General features: G+C 62.2%; 26 protein-coding genes. All 26 read left to right on the top strand.

Going from position 1 to position 24,304, the window contains the following annotated elements:
* Positions 1-37 precede the first annotated feature (37 nt).
* On the top strand, positions 38-1,270 hold the full coding sequence (locus tag ACFYPC_RS21510) for a phage portal protein (protein WP_388678475.1): 1,233 nt from the start codon (positions 38-40) through the stop codon (positions 1,268-1,270).
* The gene (locus tag ACFYPC_RS21505) at positions 1,263-1,916 is read left to right on the top strand and encodes an HK97 family phage prohead protease (protein ID WP_388678472.1); all 654 of its coding nucleotides are present in this window, start codon (positions 1,263-1,265) and stop codon (positions 1,914-1,916) included. Before ACFYPC_RS21510 ends, ACFYPC_RS21505 begins: the two co-directional genes overlap by 8 nt.
* Before the next feature lie 2 nt (positions 1,917-1,918).
* Positions 1,919-3,121, top strand: coding sequence for a phage major capsid protein (locus ACFYPC_RS21500; protein ID WP_388678470.1), 1,203 nt, complete (start codon positions 1,919-1,921; stop codon positions 3,119-3,121).
* A gap of 68 nt (positions 3,122-3,189) precedes the next feature.
* On the top strand, positions 3,190-3,558 hold the full coding sequence (locus ACFYPC_RS21495) for a hypothetical protein (RefSeq protein ID WP_388678468.1): 369 nt from the start codon (positions 3,190-3,192) through the stop codon (positions 3,556-3,558).
* Positions 3,559-3,576: 18 nt separating this feature from the next.
* Positions 3,577-3,999, top strand: coding sequence for a hypothetical protein (locus ACFYPC_RS21490; RefSeq protein WP_388678466.1), 423 nt, complete (start codon positions 3,577-3,579; stop codon positions 3,997-3,999).
* 14 nt (positions 4,000-4,013) lie between these two features.
* Positions 4,014-5,009 (top strand): phage tail tube protein, encoded by a 996-nt coding sequence (locus ACFYPC_RS21485; protein ID WP_388678463.1) that lies wholly within the window; start codon positions 4,014-4,016, stop codon positions 5,007-5,009.
* Between the two features lie 10 nt (positions 5,010-5,019).
* Entirely contained in the window at positions 5,020-5,451 is a 432-nt protein-coding gene (locus tag ACFYPC_RS21480) for an HK97 gp10 family phage protein (protein ID WP_388678461.1), read from the top strand.
* 1 nt (position 5,452) lies between these two features.
* Positions 5,453-5,728, top strand: coding sequence for a hypothetical protein (locus ACFYPC_RS21475; protein WP_388678459.1), 276 nt, complete (start codon positions 5,453-5,455; stop codon positions 5,726-5,728).
* Positions 5,729-5,944: 216 nt separating this feature from the next.
* The gene (locus tag ACFYPC_RS21470) at positions 5,945-8,134 is read left to right on the top strand and encodes a phage tail tape measure protein (RefSeq protein WP_388678457.1); all 2,190 of its coding nucleotides are present in this window, start codon (positions 5,945-5,947) and stop codon (positions 8,132-8,134) included.
* Positions 8,135-8,174: 40 nt separating this feature from the next.
* Positions 8,175-9,041 (top strand): hypothetical protein, encoded by an 867-nt coding sequence (locus ACFYPC_RS21465; RefSeq protein WP_388678455.1) that lies wholly within the window; start codon positions 8,175-8,177, stop codon positions 9,039-9,041.
* Position 9,042: 1 nt separating this feature from the next.
* Positions 9,043-10,032, top strand: coding sequence for a hypothetical protein (locus tag ACFYPC_RS21460; RefSeq protein WP_388678452.1), 990 nt, complete (start codon positions 9,043-9,045; stop codon positions 10,030-10,032).
* 36 nt (positions 10,033-10,068) lie between these two features.
* Complete coding sequence (locus ACFYPC_RS21455; protein ID WP_388678450.1) at positions 10,069-11,127, top strand: hypothetical protein; 1,059 nt, start codon at positions 10,069-10,071, stop codon at positions 11,125-11,127.
* Positions 11,111-11,746: a hypothetical protein gene (locus ACFYPC_RS21450; protein ID WP_388678447.1), complete on the top strand. Its 636-nt coding sequence runs from the start codon at positions 11,111-11,113 to the stop codon at positions 11,744-11,746. The genes ACFYPC_RS21455 and ACFYPC_RS21450 overlap by 17 nt, the downstream gene beginning before the upstream one ends.
* Positions 11,737-11,997 carry a hypothetical protein gene (locus ACFYPC_RS21445; RefSeq protein WP_388678444.1) on the top strand — a complete coding sequence of 87 codons (261 nt, stop codon included), beginning with the start codon at positions 11,737-11,739 and terminating at the stop codon, positions 11,995-11,997. The genes ACFYPC_RS21450 and ACFYPC_RS21445 overlap by 10 nt, the downstream gene beginning before the upstream one ends.
* The gene (locus tag ACFYPC_RS21440) at positions 11,981-13,954 is read left to right on the top strand and encodes a hypothetical protein (RefSeq protein WP_388678441.1); all 1,974 of its coding nucleotides are present in this window, start codon (positions 11,981-11,983) and stop codon (positions 13,952-13,954) included. Before ACFYPC_RS21445 ends, ACFYPC_RS21440 begins: the two co-directional genes overlap by 17 nt.
* 68 nt (positions 13,955-14,022) lie before the next feature.
* Positions 14,023-14,826, top strand: a complete 804-nt coding sequence (locus tag ACFYPC_RS21435; protein ID WP_388678439.1) for a peptidoglycan-binding protein — start codon at positions 14,023-14,025, stop codon at positions 14,824-14,826.
* Between the two features lie 11 nt (positions 14,827-14,837).
* Positions 14,838-15,020: a hypothetical protein gene (locus ACFYPC_RS21430; RefSeq protein WP_388678436.1), complete on the top strand. Its 183-nt coding sequence runs from the start codon at positions 14,838-14,840 to the stop codon at positions 15,018-15,020.
* A gap of 52 nt (positions 15,021-15,072) precedes the next feature.
* A complete protein-coding gene (locus ACFYPC_RS21425) occupies positions 15,073-15,639 on the top strand; it encodes a hypothetical protein (protein ID WP_388678434.1) in 567 nt (188 codons plus the stop codon).
* A 171-nt stretch (positions 15,640-15,810) separates the two neighbouring features.
* The gene (locus tag ACFYPC_RS21420) at positions 15,811-17,334 is read left to right on the top strand and encodes a hypothetical protein (protein ID WP_388678431.1); all 1,524 of its coding nucleotides are present in this window, start codon (positions 15,811-15,813) and stop codon (positions 17,332-17,334) included.
* A 231-nt stretch (positions 17,335-17,565) separates the two neighbouring features.
* Positions 17,566-18,405, top strand: a complete 840-nt coding sequence (locus tag ACFYPC_RS21415; protein ID WP_388678429.1) for a hypothetical protein — start codon at positions 17,566-17,568, stop codon at positions 18,403-18,405.
* Between the two features lie 3 nt (positions 18,406-18,408).
* The gene (locus tag ACFYPC_RS21410) at positions 18,409-18,594 is read left to right on the top strand and encodes a hypothetical protein (RefSeq protein ID WP_388678426.1); all 186 of its coding nucleotides are present in this window, start codon (positions 18,409-18,411) and stop codon (positions 18,592-18,594) included.
* 110 nt (positions 18,595-18,704) lie between these two features.
* On the top strand, positions 18,705-18,905 hold the full coding sequence (locus ACFYPC_RS21405) for a hypothetical protein (protein ID WP_388678423.1): 201 nt from the start codon (positions 18,705-18,707) through the stop codon (positions 18,903-18,905).
* A 101-nt stretch (positions 18,906-19,006) separates the two neighbouring features.
* The gene (locus tag ACFYPC_RS21400; RefSeq protein ID WP_388678420.1) at positions 19,007-19,633 is read left to right on the top strand and encodes an RNA ligase family protein; all 627 of its coding nucleotides are present in this window, start codon (positions 19,007-19,009) and stop codon (positions 19,631-19,633) included.
* Positions 19,634-19,820: 187 nt separating this feature from the next.
* Complete coding sequence (locus tag ACFYPC_RS21395) at positions 19,821-20,555, top strand: hypothetical protein (RefSeq protein ID WP_388678418.1); 735 nt, start codon at positions 19,821-19,823, stop codon at positions 20,553-20,555.
* A gap of 734 nt (positions 20,556-21,289) precedes the next feature.
* Positions 21,290-21,712 carry an HNH endonuclease gene (locus ACFYPC_RS21390; protein ID WP_388678416.1) on the top strand — a complete coding sequence of 141 codons (423 nt, stop codon included), beginning with the start codon at positions 21,290-21,292 and terminating at the stop codon, positions 21,710-21,712.
* A gap of 48 nt (positions 21,713-21,760) precedes the next feature.
* Complete coding sequence (locus tag ACFYPC_RS21385; RefSeq protein ID WP_388678414.1) at positions 21,761-24,241, top strand: phage/plasmid primase, P4 family; 2,481 nt, start codon at positions 21,761-21,763, stop codon at positions 24,239-24,241.
* Positions 24,242-24,304: the final 63 nt, after the last annotated feature.

The following is a 24,304-nucleotide window of genomic DNA, read 5'->3' as shown; positions in this document are numbered from 1 at the left end:
CTTGTACGGGACCCTTACCGCTGCTTCCGGTGAGCGGGTGACCGCGTCCGATGCGCTGCAAGTGAGCGCGGTCTTCGGCTGTGTCCGTCTTCTCTCGGAGACGATTGCCACGCTGCCGGTTGCCACGTACACGAAGCGTGGTGGGTCTCAGCGCGCGATCACTTCCCCCGATTGGCTGGACTACCCGAACGCTGAGCCCGGGGGCATGGGCAGGATTGACATTCTGTCTCAGACCGTTCTCAGTCTTCTGCTTGACGGGAACGCGTACCTTGCCGTTCGTTGGCAGGGTCCGAACATCGTGGGTCTTGACGTGCTTGACCCTACGTCCATCGTGCCTCATATGGTCATGGTGGACGGTCAGCGCCGTAAGGTCTTTGAGGCTTTCGACGTTGACGACGACGGTAACGAAGTCGCTCTTGGGTGGTTCACGCCCCGGGACATTCTCCATATCCCAGGGATGATGCTGCCGGGTGAGTTCGCCGGCTGTAGCCCGATCACGTACGCGCGTGAGTCCATCGGTCTCGCTCTCGCTGCACAGAAGTACGGAAGCAAGTTCTTCGCGAACGGTGCTGTACCCGGTGCGGTTGTTGAAGTCCCGGGCACCATGTCTGAGGACGGTTTGAAGCGCGCGCGTGAAGCGTGGCGCACAGCGAACACCGGGGTTGACAATGCTCACCGCGTCGCCTTGCTGACTGAGGGTGCGAAGTTTTCCAAGGTGGCTATGTCACCGGACGAAGCTCAGTTTTTGCAGACGCGACAGTTTCAGGTTCCTGAGATTGCGCGCATCTTCGGCGTTCCGCCGCACCTGATCAGCGACGCTACGAACTCCACTTCGTGGGGCTCCGGTCTCGCTGAACAGAACATCGCATTCAGCATGTTCTCTCTGCGCCCGTGGCTTGAGCGCATTGAGGCAGGGTTCACGCGTCTGCTGTACGCGGAGACTGCCGACCGCTTCCGGTTCGTCAAGTTCGACCTTGACGAGATCAAGCGTGGCGCTCCGAAGGAACGTATGGAGCTGTATTCACTCGGCTTGCAGAACGGCATTTACAGCATTGACGAAGTCCGTGCTTCGGAGGATCTTCCCCCGCTGCCTGACGGGTTGGGTGAGTCGTACCGCGTTCCCATGAACCTTGCCGAAGTTGGCGCGGAGCCGGAGCCGGAACCTGAGCCCGTTGTTGAGCCCCCTGCCATTGAGCCACCGGCCGAAGACGAGCCGGACGAAGAGAAGCCGGACGAAGAGCCGGCTGACGAAGGGGGTACGGATGACTGACCTTGAACGTCGGTTCGCGGTCAGCCCACCGGAAGAGCGCAAGGCGGACAACGGCGTGATCGTCATGCGCGGTTACGCCTACCGCTTCAACGAGCTGTCTCACGACCTGGGCGGGTTCCGAGAGCGGATCGTTCCGGGTGCGGGTGCTCCGTCGCTGCGACAGAACGACGTGATTGCCACGTTCAACCACAACGTCAATGCCCTTCTTGGGCGGACGGGTGCGGGCACGCTTCGGGTTGGCGAAGACCGCGAAGGCGGTTGGTACGAGATTGATCTTCCCGACACCACGACCGGCCGTGACGTTGCCGCGCTTCTCAAGCGTGGGGACCTTCGCGGTAGCTCCTTCACGTTCCGCGTGGTGGACGGTGGGCAGCGTCGGGCAGACGAAGACGACCCGGAGACCGGTCTTCCTGTTCGGGAGATCACGGCCATGGACGTTGCCGAAGTCGGACCGGTCGTGAACCCGGCTTACCCGACCACTCAGGCAGCGCTTCGCTCCGTCGAACAGGCGCTAGGCATTGGGGACTTCGCTCCCCCTCCGCCCGAATCCGAAGAGCGAAACGACGCACCGGCTTCCAACACGGAGCCGGTTTCTTATTTCAACGAGCGCGCGCTTCTCCGTGCGCTCAGTAAGGATGGTGTCTGAGCATGGACGCTAAGACCCTGAGCGCCAACTTTGAGGCTCGTGAGCGTGCGACCCACGAGCTTCGCGCACTGACCGACGAGTTCGCCGGCAAGGACATGACCGCTGAGGCACGTGAGAAGGAGACGAACCTTCTCACTGCCATTGCCGACTTTGACGGTCGGATCAAGCGCGGCGTGGACGCTCTCGCTGCGACTGAGAACGTCACTTCGCTCATGCAGGGGCTCAAGGGCTCCGGCAGCAAGCGTGAGACTCAGGACAAGCTTGCCGACGCTGCGACTCAGCTTCGGTCCCTGGGTGGCGCTGACGGCTTCGGCAAGATGCTTGAGTTCCGCGCTGAGGTTGGCGACGTTGAGACCCGGACCGTTGACCGTCCGACCAACCCGAACGTTCTGACCCGGACGCTGTACGGTCAGCTTCTCGCTCAGGCCGTTGAGCGTTCCACGATCATGCGCAACGGTGCGAGCATCGTGACCACGTCCAGCGGTGAGCCGATTGACTTCACCGTTGTCACCGGTCGCGCGTCCGCGTCCATCGTTGGCGAGAACGGGAACATCCCGGAGTCTGAGCCGACCACGACTCAGGTTTCGGTGGGCGCTTACAAGTACGCGTACGCTTCCACGGTTTCCAGTGAGTTCATTGCCGATCAGGCACTTGACCTTGTCGGCTTCCTTGTTGGTGACGCGGGTCCGGCGATCGGTGACGGTATGGGTCGTCACTTCCTGACCGGCACCGGTACGGGTCAGCCGAAGGGCATCTTCACTTCTGCCCCCGCTGCCACTGCCGGGTTCACCCTCACTTCTGCTGACGGTGAGGTTGCCGACGCGCTCATTGACCTGAGCTACGAGCTGACTCAGTCCTACCGCCGTGACGCGAAGTACGTTGTGGCCGACAAGACTGCCGCGCTCATGCGCAAGCTCAAGGACGCGAACGGTCAGTACCTGTGGGCTTCCGGTCTCGTGGCCGGCGCTCCCGACACCTTCAACGGCAAGCCGGTCCTGACCGACGACGGTGTTCCGGAGACGAAGGTTCTGTTCGGTGACCTGAGCAAGTACCGGGTCCGCCTTGCCGGTCCGCTCCGCGTTGAGCGGTCGGTTGATTACAAGTTCCTGAACGATCAGGTCGTGTACCGGTTCATTCAGCGTGCGGACGGTCTCCTTGTGGACGAGCGTTCCGCGAAGGTTCTGACCATCGGTGCGGGTGCCTGATCCCGCTTGACGGGAAGGGGTCAGCCCACTCTCAAGAGTAGGTTGACCCCTTCCCCGTAGGGGGTGACATGGCGTACGCCGACATTGCTGAGCTTCGCGCGCTGGACGGTTTGGAAGACTCCGCACTGTTCAGTGACGCGCTCCTGTCCGAAGCAATCGACTTCGCGGTTGAAACCGTTGAAGTCTACTGCGGGCAGAAGTGGGACACGGTGGAAAACCCCACTCCGGAAACGATCCGGTGGGCTGTGCGCACGATTGCGCGTCAGTACGTGCTTGACACGGTGTCCCGCATTCCTGATCGTGCGCTTCAACTTCAATCCGAATTCGGCAGCATTCAGCTTGCGCAAGCGGGTGGTTCTTTCCGTCCGACTTCCCTGCCGGAAGTGAACGCGAAGCTGAATCTCTACCGCGCTCGTCTGCCGTTCATCTTCATGTAAGGGGGCAGCGTGGCGCTCATGTTTGACACGAAGGCTGCACTGTTCGAACGGCTCAAGGCTTCTACGCCGGCCGGAGTTCAGTGCACCTTCGCTGAGACCGGTGACACTTCCCGGCGGCAACAGGTGTGGCTAGGCGCGACGACCGACGACGAACTTACGTCAGCCGGTATGCGCGAAGGCCGGAAGCCCACGAACGTCACGGGCTACGTGGAAGTACACGCGTGCGTGATCTCCCCGGGCAACCCGCTGGACGCTGAGCGTGCCTTGTACGTACTGCGGGACAGCATCACTGACGCGTGCGCCACGGTGGACAGAACGGCCGTGACGGGGCTCGTAGACCTTCGGCCGGAGTCCGCATCGGTGGACACATCCGAGACGACTGACGGAGCGTACAGCGCTCTTACGGTCCGCGTCCGCGTTCGTGGTCGCGTCTATCAGTAGAGAGGGGCGCAAGCATGGCGCTTGACGCAAGCATTGGCATTGGCCGTGAGGACACGTACGGGACGCTGTCCGCCACCGTTGAGGGCTACGAAGGCAAGGCTGACAGTTGGAAGACCACACGCGACTTCGTTGAGTCGGTCGGCTTCCGCGCCGGTATGCAGACTGCACGAGCTGACCGCCGGAACATTGTCAACATGGGTGGCGAAGGTGAGCTTGAGGTTGACCTTCTTGACGCCGGAGCGGGCTCACTGCTTGCCGCCGCGTTCGACAAGCACACGGTCACGGCGGATGGGGCCGGCCTTCGGACTCACGTTCTTGAGACTTCGTCCCGCATGGAGTCCCCTTCCTTCTCGGCACAGATGGTTCGTCCCACCGTGGACGGTCTGAACGTCGCTTACAAGCACGTCGGTTGTGTGGCAACTGAGTGGTCCCTGACCGCTGAGGTTGAAGAGGCCGTTGTTCTCAACGTCACCTTTGACTTTCAGGACGTGTCCCACACGAGCACTCCGGGTCAGATTGTCGCGCCCGTGTACCCGGCGGAGTCCTACGCGTACGACTGGACGCGGGCAAGCATTGAGCTGACTCGTGACGGTAGCGCGGTTGTGTTCGACGCGACTTCCCTTGAACTGACTGGTGACCGTGGCCTGAACGTTGACCGTCGCTTTCTGCGGGGGAACGCGCTCAAGAAGAAGCCTGCCCGCAACGCCATGCCGACTTACGAAGGCACGCTTGAGGGTGAGTTCACCGCTGATTCGCTGGGGCTGTACGAAGCCTTCCTTGCGGGTGAGCTGTGCGGGTTCAAGGCGACGTTCGCCGGCCTCTTCCCCGGGACTTCGCTCGTGATTGAGGCTCCGGCGATTCAGTTCACCGGCGAGTCTCCCGAAGCAGCGGTTGACGAGCTGACCGTTCACAACCTGCCGTTCCGCGTTCTTGACCCTGGGGCTGTCGGCGTTGCCGCAATCAAGGTCACGTACACGGAGCCTGACCCCGACTTCGTTCCGGCTCCGTAGGGGGTAGCTCGTGGCTCAGCGCTCCGCATACACGGTCCGGGTGGACGGTCTCCGTGAGTTTCAGAAGACCGTGCGCAAGCTCAAAGACCGTGAGCTGAACAAGAAGGTCCGTGAGGTCAACAAGACCGCTGCGGAGATCGTGAAGCCCGAAGCAGTGAGAGCGGCCCCGGACGGTAAGCGTGACGCGAAGTCGAACAAGCGCTACCGCCCGGGGAAGCTTGACAAGTCCATCAAGGTTCAGGCTTCCGCGAAGTCAGCCGTGATCAAGGCGGGTTCAGCGTCCCGCGTTCCCTACGCTGCCGCAATTCACTTCGGATATCGGAAGCGGAATATCCGCCCGAATCGATTCCTGTTCCGCGCTATGGCGCGTAAGAGCACCGAAGTGAGCACGACTTATGAGCGCGAAATTCACGCGCTCGTTCAGACGCACTTGGAGAGCTGATATGCCCGCTCGTAAGCCCGCTCCTGCCGCTGATGACGTTCTGTCCCTCAACATGGACAGCCTGACCATTGGCGAGATTTGCGAGATTGAAGAGATCATTGACGGTCCGCTTGACGGTATGGCGAAGGCCGGAGCCCGCAAGGGCAAGCTCATTCTCGCCATGGCGTACGTGGTGAAGCGTCGTGACAACCCCGACTTCACCGTTGAGGACGCGAAGAACCTTCGCATTGAGTTCAAGGGCAAGGCGAAGGCGGACCCTACCGTTCCCAACGCGTAGTGACGTGCGCGCGTCTCGTTGGCCATTTCAAGGGGCTGACGTGGCGCGACGTGCAATCCCTTGAGCTGAGGGATTTCCGCGCGTTGGTTGATCAGATGAACGAAGACCTTGAGGCACAAGAGCGAGAGCACAAGAAGGCTCTTCGCGGGGGACGTGGCCGGTCAGCCGGCGGTAACGGGGAGCGTCGTACTCCCGTCATGACGTAGGGGGTGCGACGTGGCTGAGCCAATCCGGATCACGATTGCCGGTGACGCTGACGAGCTGTCTCAGACGCTTGAAGAGGCCGGTAACGAAGTCAGCCGCTTCGGTGAGATTGCGTCCGGTCTCGCTCTCGCTGCCGGTGGCGCAATCGCTATGGGTATCGGCGCGGGCATCATGGAAGCCCTAGAACAGTCGGCAGGGGCGGACGTGCTTGCCGCTCAGCTTGGGGCAACACCCGCTGAGGCACAGAAGCTAGGTGAGGCAGCCGGAGCCGTGTACGCGGACGGGTACGGGGAATCCGTGGCCGACGCGAACGAAGCGCTCAAGAGTCTTTGGCAACAGGGTCTCGTTCCCGCCGGGGCTACCGCTGATGAAATGGCGAACATCAGCAAGAAGGCAATGGACGTTGCAACGGTCCTGGGCGAAGAGGTTGGGCCGACTTCAAATGCGGTCGGGCAGATGCTCAAGACCGGAATGGCGAAGAACGCCGAAGAGGCTTTTGACATCCTGACCCGGGGCGCTCAGGAAGGCGCGAACAAGTCGGAAGACTTGCTTGACACCTTCAACGAGTATTCCGTTCAGTTCAAGAAGGCCGGCCTTGACGGTAAGACCGCAATGGGTCTGATCTCTCAGGGCTTGCAGGGTGGCGCTCGTGACGCGGACCTTGTGGCGGACGCTATCAAGGAATTCACCATTCTCGCCGTTGAGGACGGTGGTACCGCAAGCGAAGCATTCAAGAAGCTGGGGCTTGACGCTGGGGGCATTGCCGAAGCCATTTCCAAGGGTGGTCCCGCTGCACGTGATGCGCTGGGGCAGACGCTAGACAAGCTTCGGGAAATGGGTCCGGGTGCCGACCGGTCGCGTCTGGCAGTGCAACTTTTTGGAACTCAGGCAGAAGACTTGGGTGACGCGTTGTACTCGTTGGACGTTGACACTGCCGTTGAGAAGTTGGGCAAGGTGGACGGAGCGGCGAAGGCAGCCGGCGACACCATGCACGACAATGCGGCAACGAAGGTCAAGCAATTCACTCGTGGTCTACAGACCGGAGTGGTTGACTTCCTGGGCACGACGGTCATTCCCGCGCTCACGTTCCTTGCCGACAAGTTCAGCTTCGTCGGTACGGCCATTCAGGGTGCGGCGAACCTGATATCTCAGAATCAGACGACCTTCGGAATCATTGCCGGAGTCATCACGACCCTGATTCTCCCCGCTCTCACTGCGTGGCTCATTCAGCAAGGCATCACGGCTGCCGGAGTCATCACGGGTTGGGTCACTACCGCGTCCGCGTCGGTCACGTCCGCAGCAACTCAGGTGGCAGCGTCGTGGTCAACGATCGGGGGATGGATCGCAGCGGCAGCACGAGCCGTGATTGCCGGTGCTGTGATCGTCGGTCAGTGGGTTCTCATGGGCGCTCAGGCCATGCTTCAAGCGGCTCGTATGGCAGCGGCGTGGTTGATCGCTATGGGTCCGATCGGTCTGATCATTGCTGCGATCGTTGGCCTTGCGCTGATCATCTGGCAGAACTGGGACACGATCAAGCAATATACGCTTGAAGCTTTCGAATGGGTTTGGGAGAAGATCAAGGGAATCTTCAACTTCATAAAGAACCTGTTCCTGAACTTCACGGGTCCCGGCCTGATTATCAAGCATTGGGACACGATCGTTGAGAAGACGCGGAGCGCCTTTACCTGGGTGAAGAACCTAGCGAAGAACGCGCTTGACGCTGTGGTGAATTTCGTGACCGGTCTTCCGGGGCGAATCCTCAGCGCCGGCCGTTCGATCCTGAGCGCGGCAAAGTCCATCGGTGGCTTCGTCATTGACGGAATCAAGAACGGGCTTTCCAAGCTGGGCGGGTTCGCGTCGTCGCTCGCTTCCGCTGTGACCCGGGCGGCAAAGGGTGCGATCAACGGAGTTGTTGACCTTCTCAACTGGGCGATTCCGAACAAGCTGGGTTGGGGCAAGCTCAGCATTGATCTGCCCGATAACCCGATCCCCAAGATCCGCGCTATGGGTGGACCGGCAAGCGGTCTTACTCGCGTCGGTGAGCGTGGTCCGGAGTGGGTCAACCTGCCCGGTGGCTCAACGGTGGTTCCCAACCACGCTGCGGGCTCCGGCGCTGGGGTCGTGGTCAACGTACAGACGAACGCTGATCCGTTCGCTATCGGCCGTGAAGTCGCATGGGCGCTGCGCACTTCTCCGGCATAGGTCAGCCCACTCTCAAGAGTAGGCAAGCAAGGGGGATGGAATGGCGGAGTTGAACGACTGGACTTGTGAGTACAACGGGCTAGTCATGGGGGAACCCGACTCCGCCGTTTCCATCGTTCAGGTTGACGGGTTGCTTGAGCTTCCGGAGATCCGGTCATCTGACCTGACTCTTGTGCAGCGTCACGGTCTGTACGCCGGAGACGACTACATGAACGGCCGAACGGTGACCGTGACCCTTGAGGTCTACGGCAGCACGCGTGAGGAGTTCACTCAGGCGCTCGTCAACCTGCAATCGGCATTCATGCCCGGGGACGTTGAGAAGCCGTTTCGCTTCCGGTTCCCGGGCGTGGCTGCCGATCAGACCGGTTACGTCATGGCGCGTCCACGGAAGCGGAGCGCGCCCCTTGACCTGAACTTCGCAAACATGGTGTGCAACGTCGTCGTTGAGCTGTACGCCACGAGCCCGTACATACATGGCGACGCTCCCCGTGAGTCGGTCGTTCGGTCGTACGAGCGTGAAGCGGATATGTCCGGGCTCACCTTCCCTGCTGCTGTGCCGTGGCAGGTGCGTGGTTCGGGGGCTCCGCCGGCTGACCCCATTACGTGGCTGACTCAGTACGGGTCGGTGGTCGCTCGTCCCCAAGTCGTTATTACCGGTGGGGCTTCTCCCACGCTGTGGGACGACACAACGGGACAGTTCTTCTCTGTCGATTACGACGGAGACCTTGTCATTGATAGCGCCGGAATGACCGTGACAGCGGTGACCGGTGAGGACATTACGGGGCTCGTACGGGCGGGTTCCGTGTGGCCGGAGTTCGGTCCTGGGCTTCACCGGCTGAGGCTGACGAGCCGTAACGAATTCACGTCCGCACGAGCGGTCATCACGTGGGTAGATAGGTGGGTTTAGCATGGCGGGTTTTGCATGGTTTCAGGAAGGCGTGACCTACGGCGGTAACGACCTTGCCAACTTCAACAGTTTGAGCGTTCCGCGTCTCGGCATGACCCACCTGTTCGCGTCTACTTCTGAGTTCCTGCTGAACAGTGACCAGACAGCGCGCACGGTGAGCGTCGGTGCGGGCAACGTCCTGATCGGGCTCAGCTCCGGTGGGGCAACGTGGGCATGGTCGGACGCTGCCACTGTGGCCGTTCCTACCGCGTCCAGCGTGAACCCGCGTCGGGACCTGATCGTTGCCCGGCTCACTACGGCTGCCGCTGACGGAGTGAACGGCATTGCCGTCGAACTCATTCAGGGGACCCCGGCGGCAACTCCGGCGGCTCCGGCTCGTCCCGCGAACGCCGTTGCGCTGGGTTGGGTGGACGTTCCGAAGGCCATGACCACGTTCACCATTACCGTCACCCGCTATCAGGGTCAGTACCGGGATCAGGCAGCGTTGGCCGGCCGTGGCACTATCGCCATTGATTGGGCGGGACAGCTTCCGTCCGCGTCGTCCGTGAGCGTCGGTGCGTCCGTGTACGACGTGGGGACTAATCAGCGTTGGGTTCGGACCGCTGACAACGGGTGGTTCACGGCGGACCCGGGTCCGTGGAAGCTGTGCACCCCTCAGAACGTACAGGCTTCGGACGGAACCAACATCACGGTTACCGGCACGCTGTACGTCCGTGAGGACTCCACGAAGTGGGAACTGAGCGGTCAGCTCAACTTCTCCCCCAGCAAGGACATTGGCAAGCTCGTCGTTCCGGCGCTTCTGCCTTCCGGTATCACGCGTCCGACCACGAACACGTACGGGTCTTCGGGTCAGTCGTACGGCAGCAACAACAGTGGTGTCGGTCGCCTTGCTCTCATGACGAACGGTTCCATTGAGTTCGGTGCCGACGAGTCCGTTGCCAACGTGTATATCAACGAGTCGTTCAGTAAGAGCCCGTGGAACACGGCTTGAGTCAACCTACTCTCAAGAGTGGGCTAGGGGGTTACGGTGAGCGCTGCCCGGTACGAAGTCTTGCAGACCGTCGCGAAGACCGGTGAGGTAGTCGGTTCGATTCCCGTCACCGGGATTCAGTACGGCGAGACGCTGAACGCAGCGGGTAGCGCCACCGTGGGTATGCCCCTCAAGGCTGCCGACCCTGACACCCTTGAGCCGGGCAAGAGCGCGCTCGTCATCACGCGGGACGACGAACCCGTGTGGGGCGGGATGCTGTGGACGGCAACGGCTGACCTGAACGCGGGGACGCTCAGCCTGAACGCGTCCGGGTGGCACTCGTACTACGCGGCGCGGTATCTCGACATGGCCGGCGGGTACAGCGGCAAGACGGATCAGGCGCTTCTCTTGCGCGCGTGGATTGAGCACGCGAACAACAACGGCGGTATCGGTACGGACACTTCGCGGCTGACGACGACCGGCCGGATTCGTGAACGCCGTTGGGGCTTCGCAGAGTTCAAGTGCATCGCTGAGGCTATCAACGAGCTTGCCGACGAAGACGGGGGCTTTGACTTCCGGTACGAGTCCTTTTGGCTGGACGACGCGCACGTTGGCAACCGGATTCTCAAGAGCGGCAGGCTCCAAAACGTAATCCCTTCCGCTCTAGTACACAGAGAGAATTGCAACGTCACTCAAGTTGCGTACGACGGAAGCAAGTTGGCGACACGAGCCGTGGCGTTCGGTGCCGACATGGGAACGGGCGTGAAGCCCTACCACATTGCGAGCAACGAGCTTGACGCTCCGGCGCTGACTCAGGTCACGACGTGGTCTGACTTGAAGTCCACTGCGGACTTGATTCCGAAGGCTGCCGCTATCGGTGCGGTCGGTCGTCAGGTGATCGGCGTTCCCACGCTGACCCTGTACCCGGGCGTGTTCGATCCGGCGTCTTTCCTTCCCGGTTCGGTCGGCACTGTTCAGGTGGACAGCGGGTACGTGCGTCTGCTTGAAGAGTTCGTTCTGACTGAGCGTCGGGTTGACGTTGACGTGAATGGCACGGAGACCGTGTCACTTTCCCTTGCCAGTAAGGACGTGTTCGTAAGTGGCGATTCAGGCTAATGCCCTTCCGCCTTCGCTTGTGGCGGAGCTACAGGAAATGCAGCGGCGTATTACCGCGCTTGAGCGGAAGCCGAAGTTGGGCAGCGTAAACCAACCCATGCCGTTCAGCTCGTATCAGTCGCCTTCGGTGGAAGGCACCGTTGGCGACGAGTACACGCACACGCTAGGCGTGATCAACACAACCGGGCTCAATCAGCCGGTTGTCATCATGCAGATTCCCTTTCACCTTCCGTGGACTTCCAACGGCACCCCTGATGTATCGGTGACCGTGTGGATTCGGGACATGATTTCCGGCGGCAAGACGCGTGAGTTCACGCTTGACAAGACGAGCGACTATCCAGCGCCTGATAGCGGGTTCACGCGTCGCCTCACGTACTCGTGGATTCACCCTCAGCCGATCGGCTTTGACGACCCGAACGTGTGGAAGGGGTTTGTCATCAACTACCGCGTAAACAAGCGGCAGAACATTGACGGTGAATCCATGACGGTTGGCATGGGTGCGCCACACCTTGTGACCGGCGTTCCGCTGGGGACGTATCAGGAAGAGACGACGGACGGTAACCCGCGCATTGACGGGACGCTTACGCCGACTGACGGGGGGCCGGCGACGTGGGGATAACAGACGCGGTCGGTGCCGCTGAGATCGTCGGTGGCGCTGCCCTCTTTCTCATGCTCGTGTATCGGCAGGTTAAGACCGGTGCCCGGGATGCGTGGCGCGAAGAGGCTGAGGCACAGACGCTACGCGCTGACCGACTTGAGAAGGAGCTTGCCCGGCTCACCGAAACCGTCAACGAGCTTCGGCGTGAGAACCGTGAGCTTCGTGAGCACATTGACCGACTGATCAGGGGGACAGATGACACAGCCCATTGAGACGTACCCGCTGCCCCCCAGCATCGCGACCGTCAAGGTCAAGGGGCAGTACCGGGGACCGGACGGAAGGGGGCTACAGGGAACGGTTACCTTCACGGGTCCGGGTCTCCTGACGTTCCCTGACGCTGACCTGTTCATTGCCGGTCCGGTCGTCGCGCGGCTGGACGAGTTCGGTTCCTTTGAGGTGACGCTTCCCGCTACGGACAACGAAGGTATGAACCCTTCGGATTGGTCGTACACGGTGAAGGAGAACCTGACCGGAGTCACCGGGGCTCGTACCTTCGCTCTCCTTCTTCCGAAGGACACAGCGGAGATTGACCTTGCGGACGTTGCGCCGGCTGACCCGCTGACCCCCAACTATGTACCCGTTCCGGGTCCCCAGGGTGAGACCGGGCCGGAGGGTGAGAGCGCCTATGACGTGGCCGTGACGGTCGGCTTCATTGGCACTGAGGCGGAGTGGATCGCGTCTCTCAAGGGTGCGAAGGGTGACACGGGCGCTCAGGGGCTCAAGGGTGACACGGGCGCTACGGGTGCAACCGGCGCGAAGGGTGACCCGGGCAGCAAGGTCTACAAGGGACCGGTGGGCGCGGGTGTCGGCGTTGACGGTGACGTTTCGATCAACACGACGAACGGCGGTCTCTACTGGCGTGAAAACGGCGCGTGGGTCGCTCAGGGCAGCCTTATCGGTCCCCAGGGTCCCGCCGGTCCTACCGGTCCCGAAGGTCCCCAGGGTCCCCAGGGTCCGCCCGGAGCTGACGGAACGGGCTCAGGCACGGTCACAGCGGTCAACGGCGTTCTCCCCGCTGCGGGTGGCAACGTCACGCTCACTGCCGACGACCTGAACGCGCTTCCGGACACCGGGCTTGTCTCCGGCGGGTTCCTGACGCTCGATTCCCCAACGGGTGACTACCGGGGTCTTTCGTTCACCACGAACGCCGGTAACCGGTGGGTCTATCAGGTAGACAACGGGGCGGAGACCGGAGCGGACGCGGGCTCAAACTTTGAGCTGAGCGCATGGAGCGACGCGGGTGAGTGGAAGTCCACGGTTCTCTTCGGAGACCGCGCGACGACGAACGTGGGTATCGGCACGAACGGGCTCGTCCCTGGGGCGAAGCTGACCGTGGCCGGCGGTACTGCGCTCACGAACGTCACGGCTGCACCTGCCACGCCTACCGGTGCCGTTGTTGCGTACGCCGAAGGTGGCGCGCTCAAGGTCGTCACGCCGACTTCACGGTTCACAGTCGTTGAGCCGGTCCCGCTGTCAACGAAGGGTGTGGCCAACGGAGTTGCGTCCCTGGGCGCTGACGGGAAGGTTCCGACCGCTCAACTTCCTGCCGCAACGAGCACGGGCGTAAAGAACGCGTGGACCCCTCAAGCGCTGGGCTTTGAAGCGTGGTCTTGTGACCCGTACGGCGTGGCCAACCCGGTTGCTAAGTACCTCAAGCCGAACAGGCTGTACTTCGTGGGTATCAACATCACGGAGAGCACGACTGTTGACCGGATCGTTCTGTTCGCGCGCGGTTACGGTGGCGTGTCTTCGAACCGGTATCGGGCCGCGCTGTACCGCGAGAACGGAACGGGCACCGGCACGAAGGTTGTTGAGTCCGCTTCGGTCGCACTCACCATGGCCGGCCAGGAAGCCGGGACGTTGCCCGCTCAGGTGACGAACCACATTGGCGCTGTGCCGGTGACGATCGCTCAGACCGTTCTCACTCCGGGGCGCTACTGGGTTGCGTTCTCGCTCGTGGTCGGTGGGACAGCGGACTTCGCGTACTTCCACGTCCAGAACGAAGCGCCAATTGCCACGGCGAACTTCTTCATGACGAATTCGCCATGGGCACGAGCGTGGTATTTGGAGGGGCAGACAAACGCAGCACTGCCGACCACTGCAAATCAGGCAGCGTCTACGTCCCTTGCCGATCACGACATTCCGATTGTGGCGCTTGCCAACGTGTGAGCCCGCACAGCTTTTGAGCCCCTGCCCTGGGAATGGGCGGGGGCTCTTTTCATGGAAGGAGACACAACGTGACTGACGTTGAGAAGGTCATAAGCGTTGCGAAGGCCGAAGTGGGTTACCGCGAAGGCTATTCGGGCGGTCGGTACAACAACAAGAACAAGTTCTCTCCGGCTGTCCCTGGGCTTGAGTGGTCCGATTGGCAGCCGTGGTGTGCGACTTTCGTGAGCTGGGTTGCGCTCAAGGCCGGCGTGGCTGATCTGTACCCGCGTACCGCGTCGTGTGCAACGGGCGTGTCGTGGTTCAAGAACAAGGGGCGCTTTTCGGAGTACCCGGCGGTTGGTGCTCAGATTTTCTTCGGCTCCGGCGGTGGTTCGCACACGGGCATTGTGTACGCCTATGACGCGGACTACGCGTACACCATTGAGGGCAACACGAACGATTCCGGCTCCGCTGAGGGTAACGGCGTGTACCTCAAGAAGCGCGCGCGTCGGGATGCGTACCTGTACGGGTATGGCTACCCGGAGTTCGCGGAAGGCATTGTGTCCGCTGACCCGAAGTGGGGCGGCAAGGCTTCCGGCGCTGTGTCCGTGAGCAAGCCGAAGCCGAAGCCGACCACGAAGCCGAAGTATGAGCCGTTCCCGGGCGCTGCGTGGTTCAAGAAGAACCCGAAGAGCCCGATCGTGACTGCCATGGGCAAGCGTCTCGTGGCTGTCGGGTGCTCCGCGTACAAGGACGGTCCGGGTCCCCAGTGGACGGACGCTGACAAGGCTTCGTACGCGAAGTGGCAGCGGAAGAACGGTTACACGGGTGCCGACGCTGACGGTTGGCCCGGTAAGAGCACGTGGGACAAGCTCAAGGTCCCGAACGTCTAGGAGGTAGACAGATGGGTGAGCACAGCAAGGCCGGCGGTATGTCGGCAGTGGGCGCGGTCTTCGCATGGGTCGGCAAGCACAAGGCAAAGATCCTTGCCTTCGCTGCGGGTGTCGTCGCTGCGGTCTCTGCGATCAAGCCTGACTTCCCGGGCTCCGCTGTCATGGCTGCACTGCACGCTGTCCTAGGCGTGTAGGAATCCCCTTCGCTCTCCTTCCGGTGAGACACAATCCGCCGGAAGGGGAACGATGCGGTACAAGCACGTTGGGTTGATCGGCAAGGCACGGAGCGGCAAGGACAGCGTGGCCAACCGGCTCGTACAGGGTCGGGCATACACGCGGGTTGCCTTCGCTGATCCGCTCAAGGCCATGGTTATGCAGACGAACCCGCTCGTACAGACGAGCCCCGGGGTCGTGGTCCGCCTTGCTGCCCTGATCAACGACGTTGGTTGGGAGTACGCGAAGGACACGTACCCGGAAGTTCGCCGGCTCTTGCAAGCCACGGGCGAAACGGTGCGGCTGCACGACGAAGATTTCTGGCTTCGCCTTGCGCTCAAGAAGGTGGACGCTGCCGACTCGTGGAACATGCCGGTCGTCATCACGGACGTGAGGTACGAGAACGAAGCTTTCGCGCTCCGTGATCGTGGCTTCGCGCTGATCCGCGTCACGCGCCCGGGTGCCGGAGCTGGGGAGAACGCCGACCACAAGAGCGAGACCGCGCTTGACTACGTGAACCCTGATCTCACGATCGGGAACACGGGCACGCTGGACGACCTGAACAGGATCGTTGACAGCTTGCTTCTCCCCCGGAGCTGACACACAGCCCCTCACTGATCTGCCTTCGGGCCGGTCGGTGGGGGGCTCTTCTGCGTTCGGCCACTTCGTACGGAAGGTAAAGGTTCGGTAACGCGGTCAGCCTACTCTCAAGAGTAGGTTCCCCATGCGCTAGTGTGGTCCACGCAAGCACACAACAACGAGGGGGACAGCGTGGCTACTGTGACCGCACCGACCGGGTTCCGCACCTTCTATCTGGGTAAGGGCAAGGTCGTGCACGCGGCTCAGGACAGCGACACGGTCACGCTGTGCAAGAAGTCGATTACGACCGTGAGGCTTGCCCACTCGCCTTACGTCACCTGCACGCAGTGCGCGAAGGTGGCGCTCACCATGACCAACACTGACGCTCCGTCAGACACCCCGAAGGATGACGACATGCCGAAGAACGACAGCCCCAGCGACGCGGCGAACACGGACGTTGACGGTCTGATCAGCGACGTTCACGCCACCGTGGATCAGATCAAGGAACTCGTCCCGGGCTCCGAAGGTGTGACCGGTGCGGCGGACGCGCTCAAGTCTGAGGCGGAAGAGAAGATCCGTCAGCTTCCGACCAACAAGCGGACCGCTCTCCGTAAGGCCGTGACCGACGCGCACAAGGCTGCCACGGCGAAGCCTGAGCCGGAGCCGGCCCCCGCTGCCCCTGCCCCCGCGTCCACTGCCGTTGTGCGTCAGGCTGAGAACCCTCTTGAGATTGAGGGCATTCCGGATCTCGTCTCTCAGTCCATTAAGGCTTTCAAGGACGGAGTCAAGTACGGGCTCAAGCTCTCCGAAGTCGGTGAGACCGTCGCGCGCACCATGCTTGAGATGCGTCTCAAGATGACGCACAACGCTTCGGGTCTGCCTGACCTCACGTCCATCGAAAAGAAGACGAAGAACGCTGCCGGTCTCGTGTACGACGGAGCGCGCAAGGGTGTGAGCGCGGAAGACACGAAGACGAACGACGCGCACGACGCATTGCAGAAGGCCACTCAGAACAAGATGGCTGACATTCTCGTTGGGTGGCTCCGTGACTTTGACTCGTCCCCGAACCCGGACGAAGCCCTTGAGACCGCGCGCGTGTACTTCCCGGAAGCGGCGAAGCTCGTTGAGGACGGACGCGCGCTGATCGCTGAGGGTGAGGCGGAAGAGGGGGACGAAGACGTGTACACGTCCCTGACCGAAGCCATTTACGCCGTGTACGAGCACGCGGGCATTGAGCTTCCGCGCTACGGGCGTACGGAGATTCAGCGCTTCAACTACCGCGTAAAGCAACTGGACGCGGCCCGTAAGGAGCTTGACGCGGCTCGTGACTCGCTGGACGACGACGAGCTTCCGAAGGAGGAGAAGGAGAAGCTGACCGCGAAGGTCACGGAGCTTGAGGAGAAGGCGAAGGGGATCACGGAGGAGATTCCCGCTGAGTGGCTTGAGAAGGCCACGCCGGAGAAGACCCCGAAGCAGCGTGCCGAAGCGAAGGTTGACCGGGCGGAGAAGCTGACCACGAGCGTCACGAAGGCAGTCAAGAAGCTTGAGGGGGCCGACCGTCAGGAAGTCGCGTCCAAGCTCATGACGCTGGGTACGGCGCTCGTCACCGGGGTCACGGAGAACGCTCAGAAGATGACCGATGACGAGAAGGCTGACCTCAAGGCTCAGCTCAACGACCTTGTCACGCGTCTCGCCGGCGAAGCTGCGAAGCTGTGACCGACTGACAGCGGACAGTAACGGAGCCCCCGGCTCTTCCCACTGCGGAAGGGTACGGGGGCTTCGTCGTGTAGAAGTGCAGATTTGTAGGTCAGTCAGATACAGCAATAGAGATCACTAAGGGATACCGGGCCGGAGTGCAAACGTGCACTTCTGCACCTGCCGCTGAAAAGCCCTTCCGCTCAAGGACTAGTGCAAACACTTCCCTGAGCCCGGAAGGGGCACAGCATTGTGAGCAAGATCCGAACTATCTACAGGGGCGGAAGTCGCTTCTACCTGAACACAGCGGCCCCGGACAACGTGTACCCGGGCGTTACAAGCGTGATCGGGATGCTTCCGAAGCAGAATTTCTTGGGTCCGTGGAACGCGCGCATGACCGCTGAGCTTGCCGTTGACTCCATTGACTTCGTTCAGCAGATGGCAGCGCGCGACCGTGACGGAGCCGTTGACTACCTTCGCGGTGCGGCTCGTCGGTACACGAAGGTTCGCGCGGACGTTGGCAGCAAGGCTCACGACCTGTTTGAGCGGTTGATTCGCGGTGAGACCGTGTACAGCGTCCACCCGGACCTTGAGCCGTACAAGAAGCACTTCCTTGAGTTCCTGGCAGCCGTGAACCCGGAGCTTGTCCGCGCCGAAGATGTGGCGTGGTCGGACACGCACGAGTACGCCGGCTCTTTCGACGTGGTCATGTACGTGTGGCTTGACGAAGAGGGCAAGCCGACTCCGGACCGCTCCGGCAAGCGTCACCTGATCATGGGTGACTGGAAGACGAGCAAGGCGACGTACCCGGACGTGGCGCTACAGATGAGCGCTTACGCGAACGCCGACTACATCATTGACGCGGACGGCAACCGGGAACCCATGCCTGAGTTCGATGGTGCTGCCGTTCTGCACATCACTGACGAACAGTGGGCTTTCAAGCCGGTCGTCATTGACGACGAAGTCTTTGCGGAGTTCCTTCGTCTCCGGGGAACCTTCAATTGGGATCGTGACCTGAGCCGGCGGGTTGTCCTCAAGCCGATCGCGTCCAGCAAGAGCAAGCTCGTGACCGGTACTCAGCGGAGGGGCTGACCCATGCTCGCAACGCACACAAGCCGTATGCACCCGTACAGCGTCCACCTGACGCGCGACGAGCTGAACGAGCTTCTTGACGAGTTCGCTGACGCTGTCCCGTACGACCCGGAGGAGCTTCCCAAGCTGAGCAAGCTCCGAACGAAGCTGACCAACCTTACCGGCACGAAGCAGGGTGAGCGCGCTTGATCGGTCCGAACTGTCTTTGCAACCCGCAGAAGTCGGGGCTGTGTGGCTCGTGCGGAGGGTGAGGGAATCCCCTTCGCTCAAGTCCCGGTTACCCCAACGGAAGGTTGAACATGAAGACTGCCGGTGCGTTCGTCGGTGTGGTTGCTCTCGCTGTGGCTGCCCTTCTCTTCACGGCATGGGTCGTCATGCTGCTTGTCGGCATGTGGCACGGCTACCGTGACGCTGTCCCCCCGATCGGCTTCAATGAGTCGCTTCTTGTCGTGGTGCTTGCGGGCATCCTGACGGGGGCAGGGACAGCCGCGAAGCAGTAACCCGGGGACTTCCCCCAACGCTTGCCCCTCAGTGCCTTACACGGGCGCTGAGGGGCTTTCGTGCGTCTGCCCCCGGGAATCCCCTCCGCTCCGGTAAGAGCATGACCAACCACGAGTTCACCGCATGGCCGAAGACCCCCCGACTCTTCCGCACGATCGTCGTCACGGAGAAGCTTGACGGGACCAACGCAGCAATCCACATCAGCACCGTTCCGAACGTCCCCGCGTTCGGTGACTTCCCGCCGGAGTCGTACAGCGTCGTCGTTGACGGTATGCGCTACGTCCTCACCGCTCAGTCCCGGTCCCGCGTCATCACTCCGGGCAAGGGCAAGGACAACTTCGGCTTTGCCGGTTGGGTGTACGAGAACGCCGAAGGGCTCGTTCGTGCGCTGGGGACCGGTGTGCACTTCGGTGAGTGGTGGGGCTTCGGCATTCAGCGCGGGTACGGTCTGCCTGATCGTCGCTTCTCGCTCTTCAACACGGACCGGCACCGGGACGTGAACGTTCGTCTCGGCAGCGCGATCGTTGAGCCGGCCCCCGTGCTCTATCAGGGGACGTTCAGCGAAGGGGAGATCACGGCAGCGCTCCGCAAGCTCAAGGAGAACGGTTCGGTGGCTGCCCCCGGCTTCACCAACCCCGAAGGTATCTGCGTATGGCACTCGCAGACGCGGCAGGTGTTCAAGGTGACCCTTGACAACAACGACGCGGGGAAGTGGGAGACCGCGTAACACGAGCCCCCTTGTCTGGCCTTCGCGGTCGGGCAGGGGGGCTTTCCCATGCCGGGAATCCCTTCGGCTCTAGCGCCCATGCAGAGAGCAACGGAGCGGCGGAAGGCTGGACGGTCAGCAGACACCTTCGGGTGCGTGGACATGATCGGACCCCTTCCGCCGTTCCCTCAATTCCCAAGGGGAACGCATGGCGAAGCAGAGTATTTGGGCGAGCGACGAAGAGAACAAGCCGAAGGAGCGGCAGACCTACGCCGACGATTCCGTTGGCCGGCTGCACTCCGGCACGACTGAGGTGAACGAGCGTGGCAACGTCGTCCCGGTCGCGCTCACTGAGTGGCGTTTCAGCACCGGTGAGAAGCACGTTGCCGACGCTACCGCTCAGCTCTTCGGGGGCACTCCCGTTGAGAACGAAGAGTCTCAGTCGGAGAACTTCATTGACGTCTTCACGGGCGCGACGAAGATTCCCGTCATCCTTGAGGCGGACGGTATCCACTGGGACATGAAGCAGTGGGTCAACGGGAAGCTCAAGCACCACTGCGACGGGTTCGTGTTCGTCAGCCACAAGGACGAAGACAAGGTTGGTCGGGACTGTGGTTGCCCGTCCCTCTTCGCTGAGCGCAAGGCAGCGGCGAAGGACGACGACGGACCCAACCCGTCCATCACGGTCACGTTCAAGCTTGCCGACGACCCGGAGCTTGGAGAGTTCAAGTTTCAGACTGGCTCTTGGACGCTCATGGCCGTTCTGCACGAAGCCGAAGACGCGCTTGCCCGTATCGGCAAGGGTGGTCCGGTGCTCGCTGAGCTTGAGCTTGAGCCGGTTGACTTCGTGATCAAGAAGGGTCCGAAGCGCGGTACTCCGGTGTCGTACGTCAAGCCCGTGATCCGGGTCAAGAAGTCGTACAACGACGCGATTGCCGACTAGTGGCCGGCGGGGAAGCAGCGTCGCCGGAATCGTGGGCGCTCGTGATGCGCGGAGCGTCTGACGAAGCCGTAAGGGCTCCGCTGTGGCAGTACCCGCCGGAAGCACGCAACGCCGTGATTCACGAGCGCCGTGTTCGCTTCGGCGTGTACGAAGAGACCGGAGATCCTGAGTATGGGTAAACGGGCTGTGGTCGCTGACTACGCCGGTGAGCCCCTGTACCCGGGTGATCTCGTGAACTACCCCTCGCGTCAAGGCAACGGGGTCCGTGCGTCCGACGCGATTGTTCGGCGCACGTACTTCGTCCGCGTTGAGGGGCGCAAGTTCCCCATGCTCAAGGTGCAGCCGACCGGCACAGACAGCCGTTCGGAGAAGCCACGCAAGACGCTACGGGCTGAACACGTGGCAGCAACTCACGTGCGACTTCTGCGGAGCAACGTCACCGGGGAACAGGACGAAGGCAAGTAGGCGCGACACGGGCCGGACGGTACTCACACGGGTGCTGTCCGGCCCTTTGTCGTTTCAACCCACTCTCAAGAGTAGGCAGGAAGGGGAAGCCGTGGCTTCCGTACTGATTGACAGGGACAAGGCTCCGGCGCTGGGGGACCTTCGGCTTATGGGTGCTGGGGACAGCATCTTTCTCCGCAAGGGATGGACGGACCGCAAGGACGGAGCCCGGTACGCGGACGCGGTCATGAGTGCCGTTGCCCGTGGCGCTGACGTTAGGTGGGTCCGTCGTGGCTAACAAGGTCTGTCGGCACTGCGGACGAGCGAAGCCCGCTGAACAGTTCCTTGCCGGGAAGGCGAAGCGTCCGTCAAGCTCGTGCGCCACGTGTCGCCGGAAGCGGGCAGCGGACCACCGTAAGAAGTATTACGCGTCCCTGCCCCCGGACAAGCGCCACGAGCTGACCCACCGGAAGCGCGCGAAGGACTACGGCGTTGAGCACGAGTCGTACAGCCGCACAGAGATCATGCGCCGTTGGGGCTACCGCTGTGCGTACTGCGACAAGCGCGCCACGCATCTTGACCACGTCCACCCGCTGAGCAAGGGGGGTGCCGACAAGGCTTCCAACATGCTTCCCGCGTGCGCCGGCTGCAATCTGTCCAAGGGTGCGAAGACGCTTGCTGAGTGGGCGCTGACCTTCGGCCCGGACGTGTAGGAATCCCCTTCGCTCAAGAGCGGGCAACCGAGAGAAAGACGGTGGCCCGTGGAATTCAAGGACGTTCTTGCACGGTTCGGTGACGTGACCGCTGAGGCGGACGGGGGGTATCTCGCGAAGTGTCCAGCACACGCGGACTCCCGTCCGTCCCTTCGGATTTGGCGCGGTGACGACTTCAAGGTTCGGCTCACTTGCCGTGCGGGATGCGACACCAACAAGGTTCGCCTTGCCGCACGGCTCAACTGGAATGACCTTTTCAACGCGACCGGTGACGGTCTCACGGTTCCGAAGGAGAAGCCCGCGCTCGTGGGTACCGCTCTCACCGCTCAGCTTGCCATGTACGTTGACCGCACCGTTGCTGAGTTCGTCGGTACGACTGAATGGGGTCAGCGGGCTCGTGGGTACGCGCTTGACCGCTTCGGTCTGGACAGTGCCACGGCTGCCGAACTCATGGTTGGCGTGGACGACGGACGCGTTCCCGGTCTCGACTACACGGACGCTGAGGGACGAGCCCGTAACTACCGGTCCCGTGGCTTCCGTCAGTTCCCCCGGCTCACGGTCCCGCTCAACGACTTCGCTGGGATCACCCGTGGCTTGCAGGGGCGAGACCTGACCGGTCACTGTCCCGGACGGTGGCTGTCCCTGAGCAACCCGGAGGGGCTTCGGTGGGGTCAGTACGGCGTGTTCCGTGGCTCCGGCGGGTACTCCGTCACGATCGTGTCTGAGGGACCCGGGGACGGTCTCACGTCGGTTGCGGTCGGGTACGACGCTGTCTGTATCCGTGGTGCGGGCATTGCCGGTAACCCTGACCTTCTCGCTGAGCTTGCCGCCGGCCTTGCGGGCACTCAGGTCATTGCCGCCGGAGACAACGACGAAGCCGGGCAGCGCTTCAATCTTGCGCTTGCCGAAGGTCTCAAGCCGTACGGCATTGAGGTTTACGCGCTCCCCCTGCCGAACCTTGGTCCGAAGACTGACCTGACGAAGTGGCGTGAGACGACCGGAGAAGACTTCCCCGGGCTCATGCACTCCGCCGTGAAGAGCGCGCGTCCAGTGGTGGACCGTGCCGTTGCTGAGGCTGCACAGCGCAAGGCCACGGTGGCGAAGCGGACCGGTGCTGTCACGGTGTCCGACGATCAGGGACGAGACGCGGCGGATATCCTCGCTGATCTCGTGCGCACGTACGGCGAGAGCGACGCTATGAACGCTCATGCGCTCGTGGCGTGGTCTGACGGACGGATCAAGTACGCGCCCGGTCTCGGCTTCCACACGTGGAACGGCGTTACCTGGGAGCGTTCGGAGCACAAGGTTCGTCAGGAGATTCACCGCATGGGGGCCGCGCTCGTCCTTGCGGGCAACGCTCAGGAAGCACGCGGGTTCACCATGACGACGCGCATTGACGCTCTCATGACGGAGCTTCGCAGCGTCCCCAGCGTGTACGTGAACGCCGAAGAGTTCGACGCGGCTCCGCACCTTCTGAGCTTCCGTAACGGCGTGGTTGACCTTCGTACCGGTGTGCTCCGGGACCACGACAAGCACGACATGCTCACGGTCTCGCTGCCGATTGAGTACGACCCTGACGCGCTGTGCCCCCGCTGGGAACAGTTCCTTACGGAAATCTTCCCGGGGAACCCTGACCTGATCGGGTACATGCAGCGGCTCACGGGCTACGGGATCACGGGCAACACGTCGGAACAGTGCTTCGGCGTGCTGTGGGGGAAGGGTGCCAACGGTAAGAGCGTCTTCACGGACACCCTGACGAGCGTCTTCGGGAACATCACGAAGACCACGCCGTTCGCCACGTTTGAGGACAAGGGCAGCGGCGGAATCCCGAACGACATTGCCGCGCTCAGGGGCAGCCGGCTCGTCATGGCTTCGGAGGGTGAGAGCGGCAAGCCCATGAGTGAGGCCGTGTTGAAGCGGGTCACGGGCAAGGACAAGGTCACCGCGCGCTTCTTGCGTCAGGAGTTCTTCACCTTCTCGCCTACCTTCCTGATCCTGCTTGCCACGAACCACAAGCCCCGGTTCAAGGGTGCTGACGAAGGTCTGTGGCGAAGGGTCAAGCTCATTCCGTTCACGCGGTATTTCGCTCCGCACGAGCGGGATTACGACCTTGACAAGAAGCTTCTCGCTGAGGCTGCCGGAATCGTGGCATGGGCTGTGCGTGGTGCTGTCGAGTGGTACGCGTCCGGCCTTCGTGACCCGGAGTCCATCACGTCCGCAACGCGTGACTACCGCGCCACGTCGGACGCGCTTGCCGGGTTCTACAGTGACGACCCCTCACAGCCGGCGGTACTCGTCAAGGCTGAGGGTGCCGTGATGCTGGGCGGGGACGCGTTCAACCACTATCTCGATTGGTGCGAAGCGGAGAACCTTCCGAGCAAGGAGCGTTGGACGCGACGCGCGTTCTTCGCTGCCATGGAAGAGCGCGGCGTGTCCCGCAAGCGTGTAGCGAAGGGCAACGCGTTGGTCGGCGTGCGTCTCGCTGACGAGCCGGAGAAGTCCACGGGACCCGGAATCTTCGGCCAGTAGCCACGGTGGGAATCCCCTCCGCTCTCAGACAGGTACAAGCAACCCAATGAGAGCGGAGGGGCA

This window comes from Streptomyces sp. NPDC005808 (genome assembly GCF_042871385.1).
Lineage (GTDB): Bacteria > Actinomycetota > Actinomycetes > Streptomycetales > Streptomycetaceae > Streptomyces.
Note: the sequence above shows the minus strand (reverse complement) of the source record. Positions and strands in the feature narration are given on the sequence as shown.